The sequence below is a fragment of the Methylobacterium cerastii genome (genome assembly GCF_022179125.1).
Lineage (GTDB): Bacteria > Pseudomonadota > Alphaproteobacteria > Rhizobiales > Beijerinckiaceae > Methylobacterium > Methylobacterium cerastii.
Window position 1 is genome coordinate 19,886 of the sequence record NZ_BPQG01000018.1, and the last position, 19,196, is coordinate 39,081.

General features: G+C 71.3%; 20 protein-coding genes. 7 read left to right on the plus strand and 13 right to left on the minus strand.

Translation table 11 applies throughout. The annotated features are described in order from the left end of the window. Positions 1-80: 80 nt before the first annotated feature. Positions 81-380, plus strand: coding sequence for an alkylphosphonate utilization protein (locus tag MFF13_RS06910; protein WP_147828278.1), 300 nt, complete (start codon positions 81-83; stop codon positions 378-380). 13 nt (positions 381-393) lie between these two features. Here the strand turns inward: MFF13_RS06910 and MFF13_RS06915 are convergent, their stop codons facing one another. The 8 genes from MFF13_RS06915 to MFF13_RS06950 form a co-directional block, all read right to left on the minus strand. Next, positions 394-567 carry a hypothetical protein gene (locus tag MFF13_RS06915; protein WP_187273586.1) on the minus strand — a complete coding sequence of 58 codons (174 nt, stop codon included), beginning with the start codon at positions 565-567 and terminating at the stop codon, positions 394-396. Positions 568-783: 216 nt separating this feature from the next. Beyond that, positions 784-1,296: a 5,6,7,8-tetrahydromethanopterin hydro-lyase gene (fae, locus tag MFF13_RS06920; RefSeq protein WP_147750994.1), complete on the minus strand. Its 513-nt coding sequence runs from the start codon at positions 1,294-1,296 to the stop codon at positions 784-786. Between the two features lie 222 nt (positions 1,297-1,518). Beyond that, positions 1,519-2,367 (minus strand): triphosphoribosyl-dephospho-CoA synthase, encoded by an 849-nt coding sequence (locus tag MFF13_RS06925; protein ID WP_147750993.1) that lies wholly within the window; start codon positions 2,365-2,367, stop codon positions 1,519-1,521. Then, positions 2,367-3,275, minus strand: coding sequence for an ATP-grasp domain-containing protein (locus MFF13_RS06930; RefSeq protein WP_147828280.1), 909 nt, complete (start codon positions 3,273-3,275; stop codon positions 2,367-2,369). Before MFF13_RS06930 ends, MFF13_RS06925 begins: the two co-directional genes overlap by 1 nt. A 253-nt stretch (positions 3,276-3,528) precedes the next feature. Continuing rightward, positions 3,529-4,497 carry a methenyltetrahydromethanopterin cyclohydrolase gene (gene mch / locus MFF13_RS06935; protein ID WP_147828281.1) on the minus strand — a complete coding sequence of 323 codons (969 nt, stop codon included), beginning with the start codon at positions 4,495-4,497 and terminating at the stop codon, positions 3,529-3,531. Beyond that, positions 4,433-5,632 carry an ATP-grasp domain-containing protein gene (locus tag MFF13_RS06940; RefSeq protein ID WP_147828282.1) on the minus strand — a complete coding sequence of 400 codons (1,200 nt, stop codon included), beginning with the start codon at positions 5,630-5,632 and terminating at the stop codon, positions 4,433-4,435. Before MFF13_RS06940 ends, mch begins: the two co-directional genes overlap by 65 nt. A gap of 7 nt (positions 5,633-5,639) precedes the next feature. Beyond that, the gene (locus tag MFF13_RS06945) at positions 5,640-6,533 is read right to left on the minus strand and encodes an NAD(P)-dependent methylenetetrahydromethanopterin dehydrogenase (protein WP_147828283.1); all 894 of its coding nucleotides are present in this window, start codon (positions 6,531-6,533) and stop codon (positions 5,640-5,642) included. A gap of 95 nt (positions 6,534-6,628) precedes the next feature. Beyond that, on the minus strand, positions 6,629-7,606 hold the full coding sequence (locus tag MFF13_RS06950; protein ID WP_238271655.1) for a beta-ribofuranosylaminobenzene 5'-phosphate synthase family protein: 978 nt from the start codon (positions 7,604-7,606) through the stop codon (positions 6,629-6,631). Positions 7,607-7,962: 356 nt separating this feature from the next. Between MFF13_RS06950 and MFF13_RS06955 the strand changes: the two genes are divergently transcribed. From MFF13_RS06955 to MFF13_RS06980, 6 genes are all read left to right on the plus strand, one after another. Beyond that, positions 7,963-8,991: a molybdopterin-binding domain-containing protein gene (locus tag MFF13_RS06955; protein WP_147828284.1), complete on the plus strand. Its 1,029-nt coding sequence runs from the start codon at positions 7,963-7,965 to the stop codon at positions 8,989-8,991. Next, the gene (locus MFF13_RS06960) at positions 8,991-10,634 is read left to right on the plus strand and encodes a formylmethanofuran dehydrogenase subunit A (protein ID WP_147828285.1); all 1,644 of its coding nucleotides are present in this window, start codon (positions 8,991-8,993) and stop codon (positions 10,632-10,634) included. The genes MFF13_RS06955 and MFF13_RS06960 overlap by 1 nt, the downstream gene beginning before the upstream one ends. Positions 10,635-10,667: 33 nt before the next feature. Beyond that, positions 10,668-11,621, plus strand: a complete 954-nt coding sequence (gene fhcD / locus MFF13_RS06965) for a formylmethanofuran--tetrahydromethanopterin N-formyltransferase (protein WP_147750987.1) — start codon at positions 10,668-10,670, stop codon at positions 11,619-11,621. Then, a complete protein-coding gene (locus MFF13_RS06970) occupies positions 11,618-12,412 on the plus strand; it encodes a formylmethanofuran dehydrogenase subunit C (protein ID WP_147828286.1) in 795 nt (264 codons plus the stop codon). Before fhcD ends, MFF13_RS06970 begins: the two co-directional genes overlap by 4 nt. Before the next feature lie 308 nt (positions 12,413-12,720). Then, positions 12,721-12,927, plus strand: coding sequence for a hypothetical protein (locus MFF13_RS06975; RefSeq protein ID WP_147750985.1), 207 nt, complete (start codon positions 12,721-12,723; stop codon positions 12,925-12,927). Positions 12,928-13,044: 117 nt separating this feature from the next. Continuing rightward, positions 13,045-13,440, plus strand: a complete 396-nt coding sequence (locus MFF13_RS06980) for a hypothetical protein (RefSeq protein ID WP_147828288.1) — start codon at positions 13,045-13,047, stop codon at positions 13,438-13,440. Between the two features lie 7 nt (positions 13,441-13,447). Here the strand turns inward: MFF13_RS06980 and MFF13_RS06985 are convergent, their stop codons facing one another. From MFF13_RS06985 to MFF13_RS07005, 5 genes are all read right to left on the minus strand, one after another. Beyond that, positions 13,448-13,624, minus strand: coding sequence for a hypothetical protein (locus MFF13_RS06985; protein WP_187273587.1), 177 nt, complete (start codon positions 13,622-13,624; stop codon positions 13,448-13,450). A 92-nt stretch (positions 13,625-13,716) separates the two neighbouring features. Continuing rightward, positions 13,717-14,433, minus strand: coding sequence for a cache domain-containing protein (locus MFF13_RS06990; protein ID WP_147828289.1), 717 nt, complete (start codon positions 14,431-14,433; stop codon positions 13,717-13,719). A 266-nt stretch (positions 14,434-14,699) separates the two neighbouring features. Beyond that, positions 14,700-15,134, minus strand: coding sequence for a GlcG/HbpS family heme-binding protein (locus tag MFF13_RS06995; protein ID WP_147750982.1), 435 nt, complete (start codon positions 15,132-15,134; stop codon positions 14,700-14,702). 163 nt (positions 15,135-15,297) lie between these two features. Beyond that, positions 15,298-16,272, minus strand: coding sequence for an HpcH/HpaI aldolase/citrate lyase family protein (locus MFF13_RS07000; RefSeq protein WP_147763488.1), 975 nt, complete (start codon positions 16,270-16,272; stop codon positions 15,298-15,300). Between the two features lie 114 nt (positions 16,273-16,386). Further along, positions 16,387-19,146: a phosphoenolpyruvate carboxylase gene (locus MFF13_RS07005; protein WP_147828291.1), complete on the minus strand. Its 2,760-nt coding sequence runs from the start codon at positions 19,144-19,146 to the stop codon at positions 16,387-16,389. Positions 19,147-19,196 lie beyond the last annotated feature (50 nt).

Here is a 19,196-nt window from a genome sequence, read left to right on the forward strand (position 1 = left end):
GGCCGGAACGCGTCTCGCACCTCTTGTCTCCGCCCGGTCCGGCATCGAGAAGGGCCGAGCTTGGGCGGGAGGGTACGGACGTGGCTGGCGACGACGAGTCTTACGTATACGACGAGGCCACCGGCGAGTGGCTGGCCCCGGGCGCGGCTGCCGCGACCTCCGCGCGGGCGGAGGTGCGCGACGCCTCCGGCAACCTGCTGACTGATGGCGACTCGGTCACGCTGATCAAGGACCTGAAGGTCAAGGGCGCCAACCAGACCCTGAAGCAGGGAACGGTGATCCGCGCGATCCGGCTGACGGACGATCCCGAAGAGATCGACTGCCGCCACGACGCGATCAAGGGGCTCGTCCTGCGCACCGAGTTCGTGCGCAAGCGATAGCCTGCCGACGGCGCTACCGCTTCGTCTCGGTCCCCGGCAGGTGGCGCCCGTAGCTTTCCTGCTTGGTCGCCTTCTCGGTGATCAGGTCGGCATAGGCCTGCCGCATCTCCGGGGAGACCGAGACCGTGCGCGCCTTCTCGGCCTTGCGCTTGGGCGCCTTCTTGAAGGTGTTGTTCGTCTCGCTCATGCCCGGCCTCGCTTCGGGATCGTTGGGATCGGCGTGCCCGGGTCGGGATCGCCCGCGGCAGGCCCATCGCAAGGGAACGCGACAGACGAAAGAAGGCGGGGCGGCTTTCGCCGTCCCGCCTTCGTGTTTCTATCGTCCGAGGAAGATAGAGGCCAGTCGCTGGAGCAGGCCCCGCGGTGCGGGCGGAGGCGCGCTCTGCCCAGGACTGTCCCCGATCTAAGCGTTCGCGGCGAAGGGGTGGGTCGCGGACTTGCGCTGTTCGGTGACCGTGGCGGCCTTCGGCTCGCCGGAGACGGCGCGCTGGATCGACAGCTTGGTGGCCTCGTAGTTGTACTTCTGGATCTTGGCGTCGTCGGCCGCCTCCCAGTGGATGAACACGCCGACCAGGATGAACAGGTCGTCGGCCTCGTCGGCGGGGATGATGCCCTCGGCGACGGCGTCCTGCACGGCCATGGCGACGCCATGCTGCGCGGGGCCGAACATCTGGACGGCCTGGCGGGCGTCGTTGATGGTCACCTTGTTGAACATCAGGGTGTTGGGCTTGCACGGCAGGTTCGGCGCGATGACCGCGAGCAGGCTGGTGAAGCCGTGCTTGTTGTTCACGAGGCCGTTGCAGAAGGCCGTCTCGGCCGGCGAACCGCGCGGTCCGATGATCAGGTCGATGTGGGCGACCTCGTTGCCGTCGCCGACGAGGGCTTCGCCGACCTGGACCTTGGTGATCTTTGCCATTCGGGTTTTCTCCCTGGATTCCAAACTCGAGGACCGCGGCCCGTCGTGTCGGGCGCGGCCGGAAGCCATCCTTGTTCGCGACGCCCGGCCTTGGAAAAGCCGGGCCGGTTAGCCCGGATAGCGGCGCGGACCCTACAGCGCGGTCCGGCCCGTCACAACCCATGGCAACGCGCTGGAATCGATATTAAAAGTGCGGCCCGGCGCTTGACGCGGGGAACTTTTTCAGGCGACGCGCGCCGCGTCCGCCAACCGGGCGCCGGCGGATGCCAGCGCGTCGGCGAAGAGCGTCGCCACCGTGAAATCCGCGCTGGTGCCGGGATTGATTCCGGCTGCCTTCCAGGCCGCGTCGAGGGCGAGCAGCGGCGCGACCGGCCGGGTGCGCAGATCGAGCCCACCCAAGGCCGCCACGGCCTGCGCACGAACGGATTCAGCCCGCTCCGCCCCGTGCTTGCGCGCTACGTGGCTGTCGGGAAAGGCCTGCAGGTAGGCCAGATGCACGGCGGTGGTGCACCAGGCCGGATCGAGCCCCTGCCCGCGTGCGCCCGCCAGCGCCGGAAGCCCGACCGCGAACAGGTCGCCGAATCCGTCGACGTAGGCGCGGGCGATGCGGTCGCGCGGCGCCGCCTCTTCCATCGCCGCTCGCAACGAATCCGGGGCCGGCGCGGCCACGTCGTGCCGGGCGGCCTGGCCTAGCCCGCCGGGGTTGGCGAGGCGGATCGCCTCGAAGACGCCCTGCGCATCTGCCGGTTCGAGCCCGGCCAGCACCGCGGCCACGGTGCTCGCGCGCTCGGCGGCCACCGCAAGCGGCGCGCAGAGCAGGAGGATGCCGAGGTTCGTGTTCTGGCCGACCGCGGCAAACGTCGCCGCAACCGCATCGCGGACCCGTGCGCCGACGCCGGTCCCGGCACCCGCGAGTGCCGGTGCCGAGGCGGCGGCGCTGGCGACGAAGTCCGACACCGCCATCCGGTGCCCGGCCGCGTAGGCATGGACGTTGCCGGGCTTCAGGGCGTCGAGCTCGGCCAGGCACGCCGCCTGGTACAGAGCCGCGATCGTCGCCGGCGCGAGGCGCATCAGGCGACCACGAGGCGCGGCCGGTGCGCGGCGCGGACGGCGGCGACGAAGCCGCGCACGACGGCGCCGGCGATGTCGACCTCGCAGACCTTCTGCAGGCCCGACCACGCCGGCATCGAGTTCACCTCGAGCACGAGGAAGCCGCCCTCACCGTCCTCCACCAGGTCGATGCCGGTGTAGTCGACGCCCACCGCGGCGGCGGCGGCCTCGGCGAGCTCGGCGGCGCGCGGCGGCATCGCCCAGGACAGGGGCCGGCCCCCAAGGTGGACGTTGGTGATCCAGCCGTCGCCCTCGCGGATCATCCCGGCGATGGCGCGGCCTTCGCACACGAAGACCCGGTAGTCGCGCCACAGCCCGTCGCTGCGGGGGACGTAGCGCTGGAGGTAGTAGACCCGCGAGACCGCATCCTCCGGCGGCAGGTCGTCGGGCCGCTCGATGAGCTGCAAGCCCTCCCCTTGCGAGCCGAACAGCGGCTTCAGCACCAAGGGACGGCCGGGACCGGCCTCGCGCGCGACCACTTCGGCGGCGGCGGCGCGCTTGGAGAGCACGAAGGTGTCGGGCGTCGGCAGGCCGGCGCGGGCGATCATCAGGCTGGTCGCCGCCTTGTCGACGGAGCGCTCGATCGCGACGGGGCCGTTCCAGACGGTGACGCCGGACGCGACGAGCGCATGCAGCACGCCGAGACGCATCGTCGTGGCCTCGAAGGTGCCGCCGGCGATCGTCCGCAGCAACACGCCGTCGGGCAGGGTCTCCGGGAAGCCCGGTACCCGCAGCGGTTCGCCGCCGCCGGTGACGATCGCCACGTCGGCGAGCGAGAACAGCACCGGCTCGACCCCCTGGGCGCGAAGCGCCGTCAGGAGCCGGGCCTTGTGCCAATTGCCGTTGTCGGCCGCGAGCGCGATGCGCATGCTGTCGTTCACCCTAACGATGGTTCAGGCCGCCGGCTCCGCCGACCCGCAGCGCCCTCACGCTCCACGCCGTCATCCCGGGGCCGCGAAGCGGAGCCCGGAATCCAAAGCCGCCGACGGCGCCCGAGCTTGCCGCCTCGGCGGATCTGGATTCCGGGCTCGCCTGCGGCGCCCCGGAATGACGGTGGCGGGGAAACCCAGGGAGAGCCGTAGGCAAGGGCCACCGTTTCGAGAAAGCCGGCCTCGTCCGATGCTACGAGAACGACGCCTCGACCAGCTCCGGCATCAGCTTGCCGCCGCGGAAGGTGGCGCCGGTGCGGATCGAGGTGACGATCGCCTCGGCCGGCGAGAACAGCGCGCCGTCGATCTTGTAGAAGTCGCCGTTCACCCGCGAGAAGATCTCGGCGAAGGGCGCGCCGTGGTCGCTCGACGTGGTCGAGGGCAGCTGCTCGGCGAGCTGCTTGGCCTCCGCGTCGTCGGCGTCGACGTAAAGCTGGACGCGGCCGCCGTAGATGATCGCGTCGTTGGTGCGGCCCATCGCCTTGATGAAGTCCGGGTGCTGCGGCGAGAGCGGGGCCGAGCCGATGCCGTCGACGATCCGGTGCAGGTCGAACCCGACCGTGTGCGCCTTGTGCAGGGCGACCTCGAGAACGCGGGCGACGACCTGGGTCGCGCCGGCGAGGCTCTGGGTCGGCGCGAAGATGAAGGTCAGGTCCTCCGGCCGCAGGGAGCACGCTTCGGCGACTTTTGCGACGACGCTCGCGGGCGGGCCGCCGGCGGCTTCGAGCACCAGGGCCGTCTTCTCGGCGGTGTCGCGATAGCCGAGCTCCTTGTAGAGGTCCTCGACCACGGCGACGGCGCGGCCCGGGCCGGAGCCCAGGGCGAAGAAGCCGGAATCGCCGTCCTCGTCGGCCAGCGACCAGCCGGCATACTGGCTGCCGAGGCAGGCGAGCACCGGGTCGGTCGCGTGCACCACCACCGAGTACGGCCAGGACGGGATCGGGCCCGACGGGCTGATCGAGACGGTGCCGAGGCCGCCGAGGCAGATCTCGGCGATACGGCGCCCGGCCTCGATCGAGCCGCGGGCCGAGGCGCCGGCGTCGACCATGCGCGCGCCGCCGGGCTCTTGCGTGACCGACAGGCGCAGCACGCCGGCGTCAGCGACGAAGCGCTCCACCAGGGGTGTCGCGAGGGCGTTCAGGCTCGGCTGTTTGGTGCTCATGTGTTTCCTCCTCGGACAGCCGGTCGCGCAAGCTGGCGATCCGGGTCCACAATTCTTGTCGTGCCGCCGGCCCGTCCGGCCCCCCCGCCAGGACGGTGCAGAGCGGTGCGTCCCGCGTCACGCGTGTCCCGGCGCGGGGCCGGTCCCGCACGTGGTCCGGCCAGGCGACCGCCGGGATGACGGCGTGATCCCGCGCCGCGTAACAGATCTGGGACGCCGCCGCATCCTCCGGGGCGGGTCCGAGGGCGGGCGCCTCGCCGAGGCAGGCCGCGACGTGGGCGCCAAGCAGCGGCACGCCGCGGCGGTCGAGGACGTCGAGGGTGGCGCCGGGGCGCGGGTTGATCTCGGTCAGCCGCCAGCTCGTGCCGTCGGACAGGACGTCGGCGCTGGCGAGCCCGCGCAGGCCGGTCGCGCGGACGAGGCGCCCGGCCGCCTCCACGATCGCCGAGACGATCGCAGGGGCGAGCGGCGACGCCTCGTTCCGCCCCGGCGCCAGCGCGCCGGCGTAGCGGTAGGGGCGCAGGGGCGAGGCTGCGCTCCACTGTTCGGTGAGCGCGAGCACGTGGACCTCGGACGCGTCGGCGAGAAAATTCAGGGCGAAGGCCCGCCCCGGCACCCGCGCCTGGAAATACGCGCCCGGCGGGGCCGGCCCGCGGGTCGCGGCCCGGATGTGGCCCCCGCCCGAACCGCCGGCGCGCTTGAGCAGCCACGCCTTCGGTTCGTCGAGCCGCGCCAGCGTCACGGCCGGATGGGGGATGTCGAGACTTCGGCAGAGGGCCGCGAAGCGCAGCGGGTCCTTCAGGGCCGAGACGGCGGCGGCGCCCGCGCCGAGCAGGCGATGACGCGCGCCGATCGCGTCGATCAGAGCCGGCGCCGCCTCGAACCCGCTTCCCAGGATCACGCCGAGCGGTCGCCCGCCGGCCACCGCCGACAGCTCGTCGAGGCGCGCAAGGACCGCTTCCCCGAGGCGCCCTGTCCCGAATCGGCCCTCCAGCGGGCGATGCGCCTCCGCCAGCTCCAGCGTGTCCGAATCGGCGAACAGGTCGGCGACGAAGGGGCGGAACCCGGCGCGGCGCGCGGCCTCGGCCAGCGCGCGGCCGGATTGCGCCGCGATCAGGACCGCGTCGCCGGCCATGCCAAGGTCAGCCGGCGACCTCGACCGCCAGGGTGTAGGCGTCGCGGAAATCGAGGCAGAGCGGCGTCTCCGAGGCGAGCATCCGCCCGAACAGCTGCTTCTGCGTCTGGTACTTCACGTTGCCGACCGCGAGCGCGCCGATGCCGACGCCCTTGCCGACCGGTAGCGCCACGTCCACCGCGTTGACGTCGATACCGGCGATCCCGGCCGGGGGCACGGCGTTGACATCGGAGGCGACGAGCAGGTTCGGCGCGAAGCTCAGGTCTTCGGCCGAGAGGATCGGGATGCCGGCGGGGCCGGCCGACAGGATCACGTCGGCGTCGGCGATCCCCCTGCGGCGGTCGTCCGGGGTGGTGCCGTCGACGGCGCCGACCTCGATGCCGAAGCGCCACTTCATGGTGAAGGCGATCTTCGAGACGCGCTCCTCGCCATCGTGCCCGACGATCACCGTCTTCGCGCCTTCGAGCGCGCCGATCACCGCGGCGACGTAGGCCACGACGCCGGCGCCGCCGAAGATGACGATGCGCTTGTCCTTCAGGCCGGTGCCGAATTTTTCGCGCAGCGCCCGCGAGACCTGCGCCACCATCGCCGCACCGGTGGTGAAGGATCCGGCCGGGTCGGCGAACAGGTGGTTGGCGAAGGGCGGCACGAAGGCCTTCTTGGCCCGGTCCATCATGTCGAGGGCGTCCTCGGCGTTCTTGCCGCCGATGAAGATGCCGGTGCGGGCGCCGTCGCCGGGCGCGCGCGAGAAGATCGAGTCCTGGGTCAGCGAGACCACGTCGGGCAGCGTCACGTCGGTGTAGGTGACGATGGTCTCGAACCCGGCATCCACGGCCATGTTCACGTCGAACGGGCTCATGTGCTTGAGCGGCGTCAGCATGTGCAGGATCGAGCGGGCCATGGCGTTTCCCTGTCTGGTGCGAGGAGCGTCGTTCGACGTCGGTGTGAGTCGCAATCGCGGCTCGTGGTCAAGCGTAACGGTTCAGGCGTGACGAATCATGCGTCCGCGATCTCGGCGCCCGCGTTCCGGCCGCGTGCGATCAGGAAGCGCAGCGGGCCCGGCCGCGCCAGCCCGGCGACGAGGGCGTTCGCCTCGGCCTCCGAGGGCATCAGCGCGAAGCCGGTCGGGCCCCAGGAGCTCTGGCCGTAGCCGGCCACGCCCTGGTCCGCGATCGTCCGCAGCGCCTCGGCGACGGCGGGGCTCGCGTAGCGGCCGCCCTGGTGCGGGGCGAAGTGGTCGCCGATCAGCCGCTGGATCTGGGTGATGCCGGCGCCGAAGCCCTGGTGCTCGGCGAGCACCGCGGCCGGCATCACCTGCATCAGCACGATCCGGCAGATTTCCGCGGCCTGGCGCTCGGGGAAGCGCGGCAGCTCGGCGAAGGCGCGCTGCTCGCGCGAGCCGTGGATCCCGGTGGCGCTCTCGTCCAGGATCAGCACCACGCGCCACGCCTCAGGATAGGAGAGCCGCGCGATCACCGGTGGTGGCGCACCGGTGGCGTCGCGTCCGCCGTCGACGATGAGGCCGCCCTCGGTGAAGGCCGACAGGCCGACGCCGGAGCGGTTGCCCCGATCGAGCGCGTTCGAGAAGTCTTCCGCCGAGAACGGCTTGCCGGAGAGCTTCGCCAGGGCCGCGGCGACGCTGAGCGCGAGCTGGGTGCCGGAGCCGAAGCCGGCATGGGCGGGGATCGCCTCCTCCACCCGGATCGCCACCGCCTCCGGCACGCCGAGATGGCTCGCCGCCGCCTGGACGTAGCCGCGCACGCGCGCCTCCTCCGGCCCGGTGACGCTCAGCGTCTCGGCCGCGGTCGCGGTCAGGCGCACGGCGGGGGCGTCGATCGCCAGGCCGATGCTGCCGAAGCGACGGCCGAGGCCGCCATGCAGGTCGAGGAACCCGAAATGCAAACGCGCCGGCGCGTGGACGCGAACGGAACGCGACGCGGCGGCCCAGGATGGGCTGCGGTCGGATTCCGACATGTCGATGCCTTCCGCGATGCCTTCCGCGATGCCTGCCGCCTTCGCCACGCCGCCTCGCCCTGTCGTCGCTCCGAACCTCCAGGAATGGTCCGCGCGGAAGCCGGCTTCTCCCATGGAGGCGCCCCGCCGGGCAACCGCCTGACGGAGCCGGGCGCCCGCAAATCGCGGGCAAAGGGTTGCCTGCGGCGTGCGAGCGATGCAAACGTGCCTTCCAGCGCAGGCATTCCGAGTGCCGCCTGGGCGGGATCGCATCCCGTTCGGGCAGGCCATTCCGGCTTCGACGGCTTTTCCGCCGTCCTCCCCGGTCTTACGGCGACGATCTGCGACGCCTCCAGAAACGGTTCGGGTGAGGACGCATGACAGCCTGGGTGAAGGGTGACGCGACCGATGCGGAGGGCGCCATCGCGGCCGCCGCCGCTTTGCTCGCCGCCGCGCACGCACCGGTCTTCGCCGGCCTGAACGCCGACGTCGCCGCGATTCGCGCAGCCTACCGCCTCGCCGGCACGATCGGCGCCTCCCTCGACACGCAAGGGGCCGCCGGCACCTATGCCGACCTCGGCGCGCTCGCCCGCGTCGGTGCGATGACGACGACCCCGGCCGAGGCGCGCGGGCGCGCCGACGTGGCGCTCGTCGTCGGCGCGAAGCCCGAAGCCTCCGCCCTCGTTGCCGCCCTGCGCGGCGGCAAGCCGGTGCGCGGCCGGGCGGCCGGAGCCGACCGCCAGGTGCTCTCCGTCGGGGGCGCCTCCGCTGAGACCCTGCCCTCCGACCTCGCCCTGCTCCGCGCCTACGCGAAGGGCCACCTGAAGGACGAGTCGCCGCTCAACGGGATCGCCCGCGCCCTCTACGCCGCACAGTACGGCGTGGTCCTGTACGACCCGGCCGAGCTGGGCGAGCTCGGCGTCGAGATGTTGCAGGGTCTGGTGCGGGACGTGAACGAGGTCACGCGCTGCTTCGCGCTCTCGCTCGGTGATTCCGACCAGGACCGCGCGGTCGTCCAGGTCTCGGCCTGGACCACGGGTCAGGCCCCGCGCACGGGCTTCGGCCGCAAGGTGCCCGAGCACGATCCCTGGCGCTTCGACGCCGTGCGCCAGGTCTCGGCCGGGGAGGCCGACGCCGCGCTCTGGCTCTCGTCGCTCCCGGCCGCGCGCCCCGATTGGCTCGGCGCCCTGCCCTCGATCGCCATCGTCGGCGAAGGCAGCCCCGAGGCCGTGCCCGGCACCGCCGAGATCGTCATCGCGGTGGGCGTGCCCGGCGCAAGCGCGGGCGGCGTCCTCTGGAACGAGGGCCGCGCGGCCCTCACCTACCGGCCCGGCGCGGGCGGCGGCCCGTCCGCCGCCGACGTGCTGGCGCGCATCGAACACCATATCGCTGGGAAGGATTCCTGATGCTGATCCGGATCCAGGGCGGCCGGGTGGTCGACCCCACGGCCGGCCGCGACGGCGTCGGCGACGTCTGGGTCGAGGACGGTCGCGTCGTCGCCCCCTCCGAGCGGACGCCCGACCGCACCGTCGACGCGACGGGCTGCGTGGTGATGGCCGGCGGCGTCGAGGTGCACTCGCACATCGCCGGCGGCAACGTCATCACCTCGCGGCTGCTGCTGCCGGACCTCTACGTCAGCGAGACGGCGCCGAACGGCCACCCCTTCGCCCATGCCGGCGGGGCGGCGGCCTGGATCGGCGCCGCCTACGCCAAGATGGGCTACACCACCGCCGTCGAGCCGGCGATGCCGCCGACCCACGCGCTGGCGACTCAGCTCGAGCTCGCCGACATCCCGCTCCTCGACCGAGGCGCGCTCGCGGTGATGGGCAACGACGACCAGCTGCTGCAACTCTTGCGCGACGGCGAGAGCAAGGACGCGATCCGCGACCTCGTGGCGCTCAACGTGGCACAGAGCCGGGCGCTCGGCGTCAAGTGCATCAACGCTGGCGGCGCCTCCGCCTTCAAGGACGGCGTGCTGAAGCTCAGCCTCGACGACGAGATCCCGGTCTACGGGCTCTCGACGCGCAAGATCATGGGCTCGCTTCTCGACGCGGTCGAGGAGATCGGCGTGCCGCACCCGCTGCACGTCCACTGCAACAACCTCGGCCTGCCGGGCGCCGACGACAGCTTCGTCGAGACGCTGGAGGCGGCGGAAGGCCGGCGCATCCACTTCGCCCACGCGCAGTTCTACGCCTACGGCGCCGCGGACCCGGCGAACCCCGGCACCGGCGGCTTCCGCTCAGCCGCCCGCCGCATCGTCGATGCGATGCACGCGAACCCGCACGCGACGCTCGACATCGGGCAGGTGGTGTTCGGCCAGACCGTCACCGTCTCGATGGACATCCTGCGCCAGTTCGGCGGCCGCAAGGGCGCCAACCCGAAGAAGTGGGTGCTGAACGCGGGCGACGCCGAGGGCGGCGGCGTGGTGCCGTTCCTCTACAAGCCGCGCGGGCCCACGAGCTCGCTGCAATGGGCGATCGGCCTGGAGATCATGCTGCTCTCGAACGAGCCCGAGCGCACGATCCTGACCACCGACCACCCGAACGGCGGCCCGTTCACCGCCTACCCGCGCATCATCCACCTGCTGATGGACAAGGAGGAGCGCGACCGCGAGATCGCGACCTTGCCCAAGGTGGTGCACGAGCGCTCCTCGCTGCCCGAGATCGAGCGCGAGTATTCCTTCTCCGAGATCGCCGAGCTGACGCGCTCCGGGCCGGCCAAGCTGCTGGGCCTCGCCGACCGCGGGCACCTGCGCGACGGCGCGCGCGCCGACATCGCGGTCTACCGCGAGGACAAGAACCGCACCGCGATGTTCGCGAGCGCCAAGCTCGTGCTCAAGGACGGGGTGGCGATCGTCGAGGACGGCGAAATCGTGAACTGGCATGTCGGCCGTTCGCTCTCGCTCGTCGTCGAGTCCGACAAGGCGATGGAGCGCCGCACCGACGCCTACCTGCAGGACCGGTTCGGCCAGGGCCTCGACAGCTTCACTGTCCCGGATGCGGCCTTCCCCGAGGCCGAGGTGTTCGAGGACGTGGCATGCCGGGCATGAACGAGCGGCTTCGCGTGAGGGACCTGAACCCGAATGTCTGACCTCACCCTCAACGGCATCCGCGTCGAGGACACCTTCGCGGAGGCGTTCGACGTCGCCGGCACCGCGATCGTCGTCACCAACGACACCGCGAAATGGGCGATGATCGCCGCCACCACGATGACGGGCTTCGCCACCTCGGTGATCGGCTGCGGCGCCGAGGCCGGGATCGACGCCGAGCTCTCGCCCGAGGAGACGCCGGACGGTCGCCCGGGCGTGCGCATCCTGCTGTTCGGCTTCGAGCCGAACGGGCTGAAGGAGCAGCTCCTGAAGCGCGTCGGGCAGTGCATCCTCACCTGCCCCGGCACCGCATGCTTCGCCGGCGTCGAGGGGCCGACCAAGATCAAGCTCGGCGGCGCGATCCGCTACTTTGGCGACGGTTTCGCCATCGCCAAGCGCCTGCCCGACCACACCGGCAAGATGCGCCGCTACTGGCGCATCCCGGTGATGGACGGCGAGTTCCTGTGCGAGGATTCGGTGCGCGCGGTCGACGGCGCGGTCGGCGGCGGCAACCTGCTGTTCCTCGGCCGCAACCACGCCGAGACCCTGAAGGTGGCCGAGGTCGCCGTGGAGGCCGCGAAGGCGATCCCCGGGGCGATCCTGCCCTTCCCCGGCGGCATCGTCCGCTCCGGCTCGAAGGTCGGCGCCCGCACCAAGGGCATGATGGCCTCGACCAACGACGCCTACTGCCCGACGCTGAAGGGCCGGGCCGGCTCGGCGCTGCCGGCCGAATGCGGCGTGGTGCTGGAGATCGTCATCGACGCGCTGACCTCTCAGGGCGTTTCCGATTCGATGCGGGCGGCGCTGCACGCGGCGACCGAGGTCGGCGCGCAGCACGGACTCGTGGCGATCACCGCGGGCAATTACGGCGGCAACCTCGGGCGGCACCATTATCGCCTTCGCGATCTGCTTGAAAAGAATCCTGCCGTGAAGGAGACCGAAGCGTGAGCGTCCTCTCCCTGCGGCAGGCCCCCCCGGAGCGCCTCGACTTCCTCAATATCGCCCCCGCGACCCTGGCCGCGCTGTCGCAAGGCGAGGCCGAGCGCCTGCCGATCGGCACCACCCGGCGCGGCCTCGTCCTCGGCGACTGCTTCCAGGTGTCGCTCGACGGTGGCGACAGCCTCACCATCGAGGGCGGTCACGAGCGCCTCGACCGCGTCGGGGCCGCGCTCGGCCAGGGCACGATCCGCGTCGTCGGCGATGTCGGGCAGCGCCTCGGCGAAGGCATGGCCGGCGGCACGCTCACCGTCACCGGTAACGCCGGCCCGTATGCGGGCACCGGCGCGACCGGCGGCACCATCACGATCGAAGGCGATGCCGGCGACCATGCCGGCGGCGCGGTCTACGCGGCCAAGGCCGGGCTCGACGGCGCGACGCTGATCGTCAAGGGCACGGCCGGCCGCCACCTCGGCGACCGCATGCGGCGCGGGCTGATCCTCGTCGAGCGGGCCGGCGACCACGCCGGCTCGCGGATGATCGCCGGAACGATCGCGGCGGGCTCCGTCGGCGACCACCCCGGCTTCGGCATGCGCCGCGGCACCCTCCTTCTCGGCAGCCACGGCCGCCTGACGCCGACCTTCGTCGAGACCGGCACCCACGACCTCGTCTTCCTCCGCCTCCTGGCGCGCTCGCTGCAGCGCCTAAGTCCACGCCACGCCGAGATCGCCGCCGGCCCGCTCCGCCGCTACTCCGGCGACCTCGCGACGATCGCCAAGGGCGAGATCTGGGCGGCGGCTTGAAGCGCGGCCCCTCACATGGAGGGGCATGCCGCATTCACACCGCGTCGAACGCGTCCGCCGAGGCGACTGGATCGCAGGTCACTTATCGCGGTCCCCTCTCCCCGAACGGGAGAGGGGACCCACGTTCGATCAGGCGACGCATTGGGATACGTGAAGGCGAGCCTCCGAATGGGCGGATGAGCCGCGCTGGACATGCGGTGATTCGCGTCGGCGCGCCGCGAGATATCTCCGTTTGCCGTGCCGCGGCGGCGCCTTAAGGTCGGCGCAACCCGGCCACGGAGCCGGGACGATGCGAGGACGCCCCGCCGATGCTGATCCTGCTGTCCGCCTGCCTGCTGTCGCAACCGACGCAGTGCCACGACGACCAGATCCCGATGTCCTACCAGGGCACCAACCCGTTCATCTGCCTGCGGCACGCCCAGAGCGTGCTGGCCGAATGGCAGGCGGCCCACCCCGAGCTCCACGTCGCGAAGTGGCGCTGCGCGGTGCGCGGAACGGTGCCGAGGGACCTGTGACCGGCGTCCGCCGAAGCTGAACGGTTGCCGACCCACGCGCTCGCGCACGGTTCAGACTCGGGCGATCATCCTCCGGACTTCGATGGCCGCCGGCCACGCACTCCGCGAGGACATGTCGTGTCGCTTCTCCGTTTTCGTCTGGCCGGGCTCTGCGCCTTGGCGCTTGCCGGCCAGGGCCTCGCCACCGCCGCGCGGGCCGCGGACTTCGACGGCCCCTACCCGCCGCGCCCGCCGGAATACGCCGAGCCCGCGTATCGCGAGCCGCCTCCCCCGCCGACGTTCCGCCGCCCGCACTTCACGGTCGGGCCGGACTTCGAGCCGCCCGAACGCTGCCGCAGCTTCGTGAAGCGCCGAATCTACGCGTACGGCGAGGAGGTTTTGCGCCGGGTTCGCGTCTGCGACGAGCCCGGCGGTTACGACGAGGGTCCACGGCGGCGGCCGGTGTTCTACGACCATCCGCCGCGTCCGCCGGCCGACATCCCGGATCGCGAATGGGGCGGTCCGCGCTGGTAGCCGGGCGTCAGGCGCGGATCGGCGCCTTCTTCAGCGCTGCGGCGAAGGCCTTGAGCTGGCGGTTCAGGTCCGCCAGCTCGTTCAAAGCGATGGTCTTGTGGCCGTCCTTGACGGCGCGCTCGATGTCCTCGACCTGCGAGGCGGCGAGGCGCCGGAGTGCGGTGGCGACTTGGTCACGGGTCAACGGCGCCTCTCCCGGCACGACGCTTGGGGGAGGTTCGGTGATAGGTCGACAGGCTTAACCGTTGGTGTGCGAGCCGCCTGCCGAGGCGCGGATCAGTCGTCCGGCGTCGTCGTGGGCGGCGCCAGGGCGGCCTGCGCCGCCTGCAGCCCGGCGCGCGCCTTCTCCATCGCCGCCGCCTTCGCGCCGGCCTCGGCGTTCAGCGCTTCGAGGAAGGCCCTCCAGTCCGCACGCAGCGCCGGCGGCATCGCGCCGTCCAGCCGGTCGCGTAGGTGGGCGGCGCGAGCGCCGGGGCTGTCCGTCGGCGCGGCCGCATCCGACTCGTAGATCCCGACGCCGCAGACCTGGTCGCCGGCGCGGGTGTAGTAGGTGGTCTTCGGAAGCGCGACGGTGCTGCCCGGCTTCGGAAAAAGGTAGCGGATCGCTGAGACCTGTCCCGGCGCCGCCGTCTCCATCATCGTGCGGATGAAGTAGGTGCCGTCGCTGTCGTGCAGGTCGCGCACGTTCTGGCCCTGCAGGACCGGGTTGGGGTGGGCGCTCATCACCCCGTCCGGCCCGACGCAGAACACGTAGGTGTCCGCGGTGCGAAATCCCGCCTCGCCCTTGGTAAAATGCGCGAGCGCCGCCGGCTTGTCGGCCGCGAGCGCCGCGACCACGTGCTTTAGCATCCATTTGGCGCTCGCTTCCGCGCCGACGTCGCCACAGGACGTCGGCGCCTCGCCGTCGCCGCAGGCGCGGGCGCCCTGGGGCGAAGCCGCCAGCCCAAGGGCGACGAGGAGGGTCAAGGCGAAGGTCGAACGGAACGGTCCCATCGGTCGCGCCTCGACGGTCGAGCGGAGGCACCTGCGCGGCGAAGGCACCATCGCAAGGGATCCTCGCGCAAAGGAGCCTCACGCAAGGGAGCCTCGATTTGTCCGGCCGACGACTGTTCGCCGTCGGCCTGGACCTGACGATCGACAGCATCCATCGATTTTTTCAAATCTTCAAGCTCGAAATGCAGGCATCGCGCGGCCGAAAAACAATGCATCGTCTTCGACGGCGCCACCCTTCTTAAGAAGGGCGGCGCCGCCTGCTGGGATCAGGTCCGCCAGGGGTGGGCCGGAAGCGCGGTCTTGCCGATCGCGCTGGCGCCGGCCTCGGCCACCGCGTGGTCGTCTTCGACGGTCGAGCCGCTGACGCCGATGGCGCCCGACATTTCGCCGTCCGCGTCGACGATCGGGATGCCGCCGGGGAAGGTGATCAGCCCCTCGTTCGAGTGCTCGATGCCGTAGAGGGGCTTGCCCGGCTGCGACAGCGCGCCGATCTGGCCGGTCATCATGCCGAAGAACACCGAGGTCTTGGCCTTCTTCTGGGCGATGTCGATCGAGCCGACCCAGGCGCCGTCCATCCGGTAGAACGCCTTCAGGTTTCCGCCGGAATCAACGACCGCGATGCACATCTGGGTGCCGAGCTCGGTCGCCTTGGCCTTCGCGGCAGTGATCGCGGTTTCCGCCTGCTCGATGGTGACGTGCATGGTGTTCACTCCCTGTTGGCGCCGCCAGGCCGGGGCGCGTCGTCCCCGCGGGGTCGGCGGGGATACCAATCGACAACGGCCGGGTTTGCGCCCGGTGCCGAAAACGAGGACGGCCGCCCCGGATGGTCCGGAGCGGCCGCGGATTGATCGACGTCTGCGGTCCTTACTTGGCCGACATCGCGTTGGCCTTCTCGATCAGCGCCTCGGCCATGCGGATCGAGGCGATGTCGATCAGGCGGCCGTCCAGCGAGACGGCGCCGCGACCGGCCTTGGCGGCCTCTTCCATGGCCACGAGGATACGGCGGGCCTTGGTCACCTCGGCCTCGGACGGGGTGAACACCTCGTTGGCAAGGTCGATCTGCGAGGGGTGGATCGCCCACTTGCCCTCGTAGCCGGCCGACGCGCAGCGGCGGGCAGCGGAGGTGTAGCCGTCGGGATCGGAGAAGTCGCCGAACGGGCCGTCGATCGGGCGCAGGCCGTAGGCGCGGCAGGCGACCAGCATGCGCTGCTGGGCGAACAGCCACGGGTCCTGCCAATGGGTCTCGCGCTTGCCGCTCTCGTCCTTGTCCGTGAGCACGCTGTAATCGGGGTTCACGCCGCCGATGACTTGGGCGCGGGCGCGACAGGAGGCGGCGTAGTCGGCCACGCCGAAGGACATCGCCTCGAGGCGCTTGGAGGAGGTCGCGATCGCCTCGACGTTGGCCATGCCGAGCGCGGTCTCGATCAGCACCTCGAAGCCGAGCTTCTTCTCGCGCTTCTTGGCCTGCTCGATCTGCGTCACCAGCACGTCGATCGCGTAGACGTCGGCCGGCACGCCGACCTTGGGAATCAGGATCATGTCGAGGCGCGGGCAGGCTTCGACGATGTCGACGACGTCGCGGTACATGTAGTGGGTGTCGAGACCGTTGATGCGGATCATCATGGTCTTCGTGCCCCAATCGATGTCGTTGAGGGCTGCGATGATGTTGGTGCGGGCCTTCTCCTTGTCGTCCGGCGCGACCGCATCCTCGAGGTCGAGGAAGATCACGTCGGCGTTCGAGGTGGCCGACTTCTCCATGAAGGTCGGGTTCGAGCCGGGCACGGCGAGCTCGGAACGGTGGAGCCGCGGGGTGGCCTGCTGGACGAGGGTGAAGCTCATGGGTCTCTCCTGATGGGGTGGATGTCGTCGGAGCGCGGGCGCAGCTAAGGGGCCCGCGCGTCGTGTTTCAACATGGGCCGCGTCGCACCGCGCGACAGGCCCGGCGGAACGTTTTCAGCCGGTGGCGCCGAAGCCGACGGCGATGCAGTTGATCGAGAGCAGCAGGGCGGACTTCACCGCCTCGCGCTTGTCTTCGTCGGCCTCGGCGCGGAAGCGGCGCAGCAGTTCGACCTGCTCGCGGCCGACCTGGTTGATCGTCGGCAGGCGTCCGGTGAGCCTGTCGCGGAACAGCGGCGCGCGCTCGGCCAGCTCCCGGCCGCCGGTGATCCGCAGCACCATCTCGCGCGTCAGCGCGTACTCGGCGTCGATCATCCCGAAGATGCGCTCGCGGATCTCGGGGTCGGCGACGAGGCCGGCGTAGTCGCGGGCGATGCCGAGGTCGACCATCAGCAGCGTCTTCTCGACCTCGTCGAGGATCAGCCGGAACAGCCGGCATTCCTGGAACAGGCGCTTGAGCAGCGCCTCGCCCGGGTCGCCGCGCACGTCGAGGAAGCTGCGGATGCCCGAGCCGACGCCGTACCAACCGGTGACCACGTGCCGGTTCTGCGCCCAGGCGAACACCCAGGGGATCGCGCGCAGGTCGCTCAGCGACTTCGCGCCGAAGCGGCGCGCCGGTCGCGACCCGATGTTGAGCAGCGCGATCTCGTCCAGCGGGCTCGCCGACTGGAAGTAGTCGACGAGGCCGTCGGCCTGGAGAAGGTTGACGTAGGCCGCGCGCGAGGCGCCCGACAGCGCCTCGAGGGCGTCGTCGAACTCGTGGCGGGGCTGGTTCGCCCGCTGCCGCTCGGATTGCAGCGCGTGCTCGAACACCGAGGCGGCGAGCAGCTCCATCTGGTAGGCGGCGGTGCCGCGGTTGGCGTACTTGAACGAGACCACCTCGCCCTGCTCGGTGGTGCGGAAGCGGCCGTTGATCGAGCCAGGCGGCTGCGCGTCGATCCCGCGCTGGGTCGGCACGCCGCCGCGGCTTACCGAGCCCCCGCGTCCGTGGAAGAAGGCGATCGGCACGCCGGCTTCCTTGCCGAGCGCCGTCAGCTTGGACTGCGCCTTGTACAGCTCCCAGTTCGAGGCGACGAAGCCGCCGTCCTTGTTCGAATCCGAGTAGCCGATCATCACTTCCTGCACGCCGCCCTGCCAGCGGGTCGAGCGGCGCACCACCGGGACGGCGATCAGCTCCTTCATGATCGCAGGCGCCGCGCGCAGATCCTCGATGGTCTCGAACAGCGGCACGATCGGCAGCGGGCAGATCTCGGTGCCGGCCGCGTCGAGGTAGAGCCCGGCCTCCTTGGCCAGCAGGTACGCGCCGAGGATGTCGGGGACGGAGCGGGTCATCGACAGGACGAAGGCGCCGAAGGCCTCGCGGTCGAGGGTGTCGCGCATCTCGCCGACCAGCGCGAAGGTGGCTAGGGTCTCGCGGGCGTCGTCCGGCAGGCCCTCGAACGAGGTCTCGCCGGTCCGCGGTCGCGCCAGCTCGGCGACGAGCCAGGCCTTCCATTCCGGCGCGTCGAGGTCCGGCGGCGCCTTGCCGCCGTTCTGGCGGGCATAGAGCGCGTGCAGGGTCTTGGTGGTGCGGGTGGTGTTCTCGCGCAGGTCGAGCCGGACGGTGGAGAATCGGAAGATTTCCACCATCCGCCGCACCGGCCGCACCAGGTCGGTGGCGAGCGAGGTGCACTTGGCGTCCGAGAGTCCCTGCTCCAGGGTGCGCAGGTCGTTGATCAGGCCGTCGGCGCTCGGGTAGTCCGGACCGTTCGCGCGGCCGCCCTCGTTGCGCCGGATCGTCGCCTCGAGCTTGCGCAGGATGCAGGACAGGTATTGGCGATAAGCCTCGCCCGGGTTGCGGCCGGCGATCGCCTTGGCGTCGCCGCTCTCGGACAAAGCCCGCGCGAGCTCGGCCCGGAAGGTCTCGGGGACGGGCATCGAGCGCTCGGTGAGCGAGAGCACACGGCCGAGATGCAGCACGCCGTCGCGGTAGCGCTTGAGCGAGGCGAGGGCGTTCCACTTCAGCGTCTCGCGGGTGACGCTCGCGGTGACGTAGGGGTTGCCGTCGCGGTCGCCGCCGATCCAAGAGCCGAACTGGAAGAAGGCCGGCACCTCGAACTTCTCGTCCGGGTAGTACTGCGCCAGCGACTCCTCGAGCGAGTAGACCACCTCCGGCAGCATCTCGAACAGGGTCTCGTCGAAGAAGTGCAGGCCCCAGGAGACCTCGCGCTCGACGGTGGCCTTCTCCAGGTGCAGCTCGCCGGTCATCCAGACGAGCTCGATCTGGTCGCGCAGCTCGTTCATCAGGCCGTTGCGCTCCCGCGTGGTCCAGCGCGGCAGTTCGAGCTCGCGCAGCACGAGGTAGATCCGCCGGAACTTCTCCAGCACGGTCACGCGCTTGCCCTCGGTGGGGTGGGCGGTGATCGTCGGGCGGATGCGCAGGTCCTTCAGCAGCGCATGGATTTGATGCGCGGGGATGCCGCTCGCCGAGGCCTCGGCCAGCACCTTGGCGAACGAACCGCCGAGGGCCGAGCGGCCTTCCGTGCGCTCGACGTGCCGGCGCCGGCGCATGGCGACGTTCTGCTCGGCGATCGACAGCAGCTGGAACCAGATGCCCTGCACCTGGAGGGCGCGGGCCAGCATCTCGGGCGTGAAGGTCGAGATGTCGGCGGTTCCGTGCAGCACCGCCTCGAGTTCGGGCTCGTGCCGGCGCGCCACGTCGAGCAGCGCGTGGAACAGGATGTCGAGCGCCTCCTTCGACGAGGTGCCGGTGATCACCGGCGGCGCGAAGGCGTTCTCTTCGGCATGGCTGAGGGACGCGTGGAGGGTCTTTGGCATCGGATCAAGCCACCTGGGGCGGATGTCGTTCTGGCGGGGGTGGCACCGCG

Excerpts from the sequence above, each read along its gene's own strand:
- MFF13_RS06915 (WP_187273586.1), bottom strand. The coding sequence starts at position 567 with ATGAGCGAGACGAACAACACCTTCAAGAAGGCGCCCAAGCGCAAGGCC.
- fae (WP_147750994.1), bottom strand. The coding sequence starts at position 1,296 with ATGGCAAAGATCACCAAGGTCCAGGTCGGCGAAGCCCTCGTCGGCGAC.
- MFF13_RS06925 (WP_147750993.1), bottom strand. The coding sequence starts at position 2,367 with ATGCGCCTCGCGCCGGCGACGATCGCGGCTCTGTACCAGGCGGCGTGC.
- MFF13_RS06930 (WP_147828280.1), bottom strand. The coding sequence starts at position 3,275 with ATGCGCATCGCGCTCGCGGCCGACAACGGCAATTGGCACAAGGCCCGG.
- mch (WP_147828281.1), bottom strand. The coding sequence starts at position 4,497 with ATGAGCACCAAACAGCCGAGCCTGAACGCCCTCGCGACACCCCTGGTG.
- MFF13_RS06940 (WP_147828282.1), bottom strand. The coding sequence starts at position 5,632 with ATGGCCGGCGACGCGGTCCTGATCGCGGCGCAATCCGGCCGCGCGCTG.
- MFF13_RS06945 (WP_147828283.1), bottom strand. The coding sequence starts at position 6,533 with ATGGCCCGCTCGATCCTGCACATGCTGACGCCGCTCAAGCACATGAGC.
- MFF13_RS06950 (WP_238271655.1), bottom strand. The coding sequence starts at position 7,606 with ATGTCGGAATCCGACCGCAGCCCATCCTGGGCCGCCGCGTCGCGTTCC.
- MFF13_RS06955 (WP_147828284.1), top strand. The coding sequence starts at position 7,963 with ATGACAGCCTGGGTGAAGGGTGACGCGACCGATGCGGAGGGCGCCATC.
- MFF13_RS06960 (WP_147828285.1), top strand. The coding sequence starts at position 8,991 with ATGCTGATCCGGATCCAGGGCGGCCGGGTGGTCGACCCCACGGCCGGC.
- fhcD (WP_147750987.1), top strand. The coding sequence starts at position 10,668 with ATGTCTGACCTCACCCTCAACGGCATCCGCGTCGAGGACACCTTCGCG.
- MFF13_RS06975 (WP_147750985.1), top strand. The coding sequence starts at position 12,721 with ATGCTGATCCTGCTGTCCGCCTGCCTGCTGTCGCAACCGACGCAGTGC.
- MFF13_RS06990 (WP_147828289.1), bottom strand. The coding sequence starts at position 14,433 with ATGGGACCGTTCCGTTCGACCTTCGCCTTGACCCTCCTCGTCGCCCTT.
- MFF13_RS06995 (WP_147750982.1), bottom strand. The coding sequence starts at position 15,134 with ATGCACGTCACCATCGAGCAGGCGGAAACCGCGATCACTGCCGCGAAG.
- MFF13_RS07000 (WP_147763488.1), bottom strand. The coding sequence starts at position 16,272 with ATGAGCTTCACCCTCGTCCAGCAGGCCACCCCGCGGCTCCACCGTTCC.
- MFF13_RS07005 (WP_147828291.1), bottom strand. The coding sequence starts at position 19,146 with ATGCCAAAGACCCTCCACGCGTCCCTCAGCCATGCCGAAGAGAACGCC.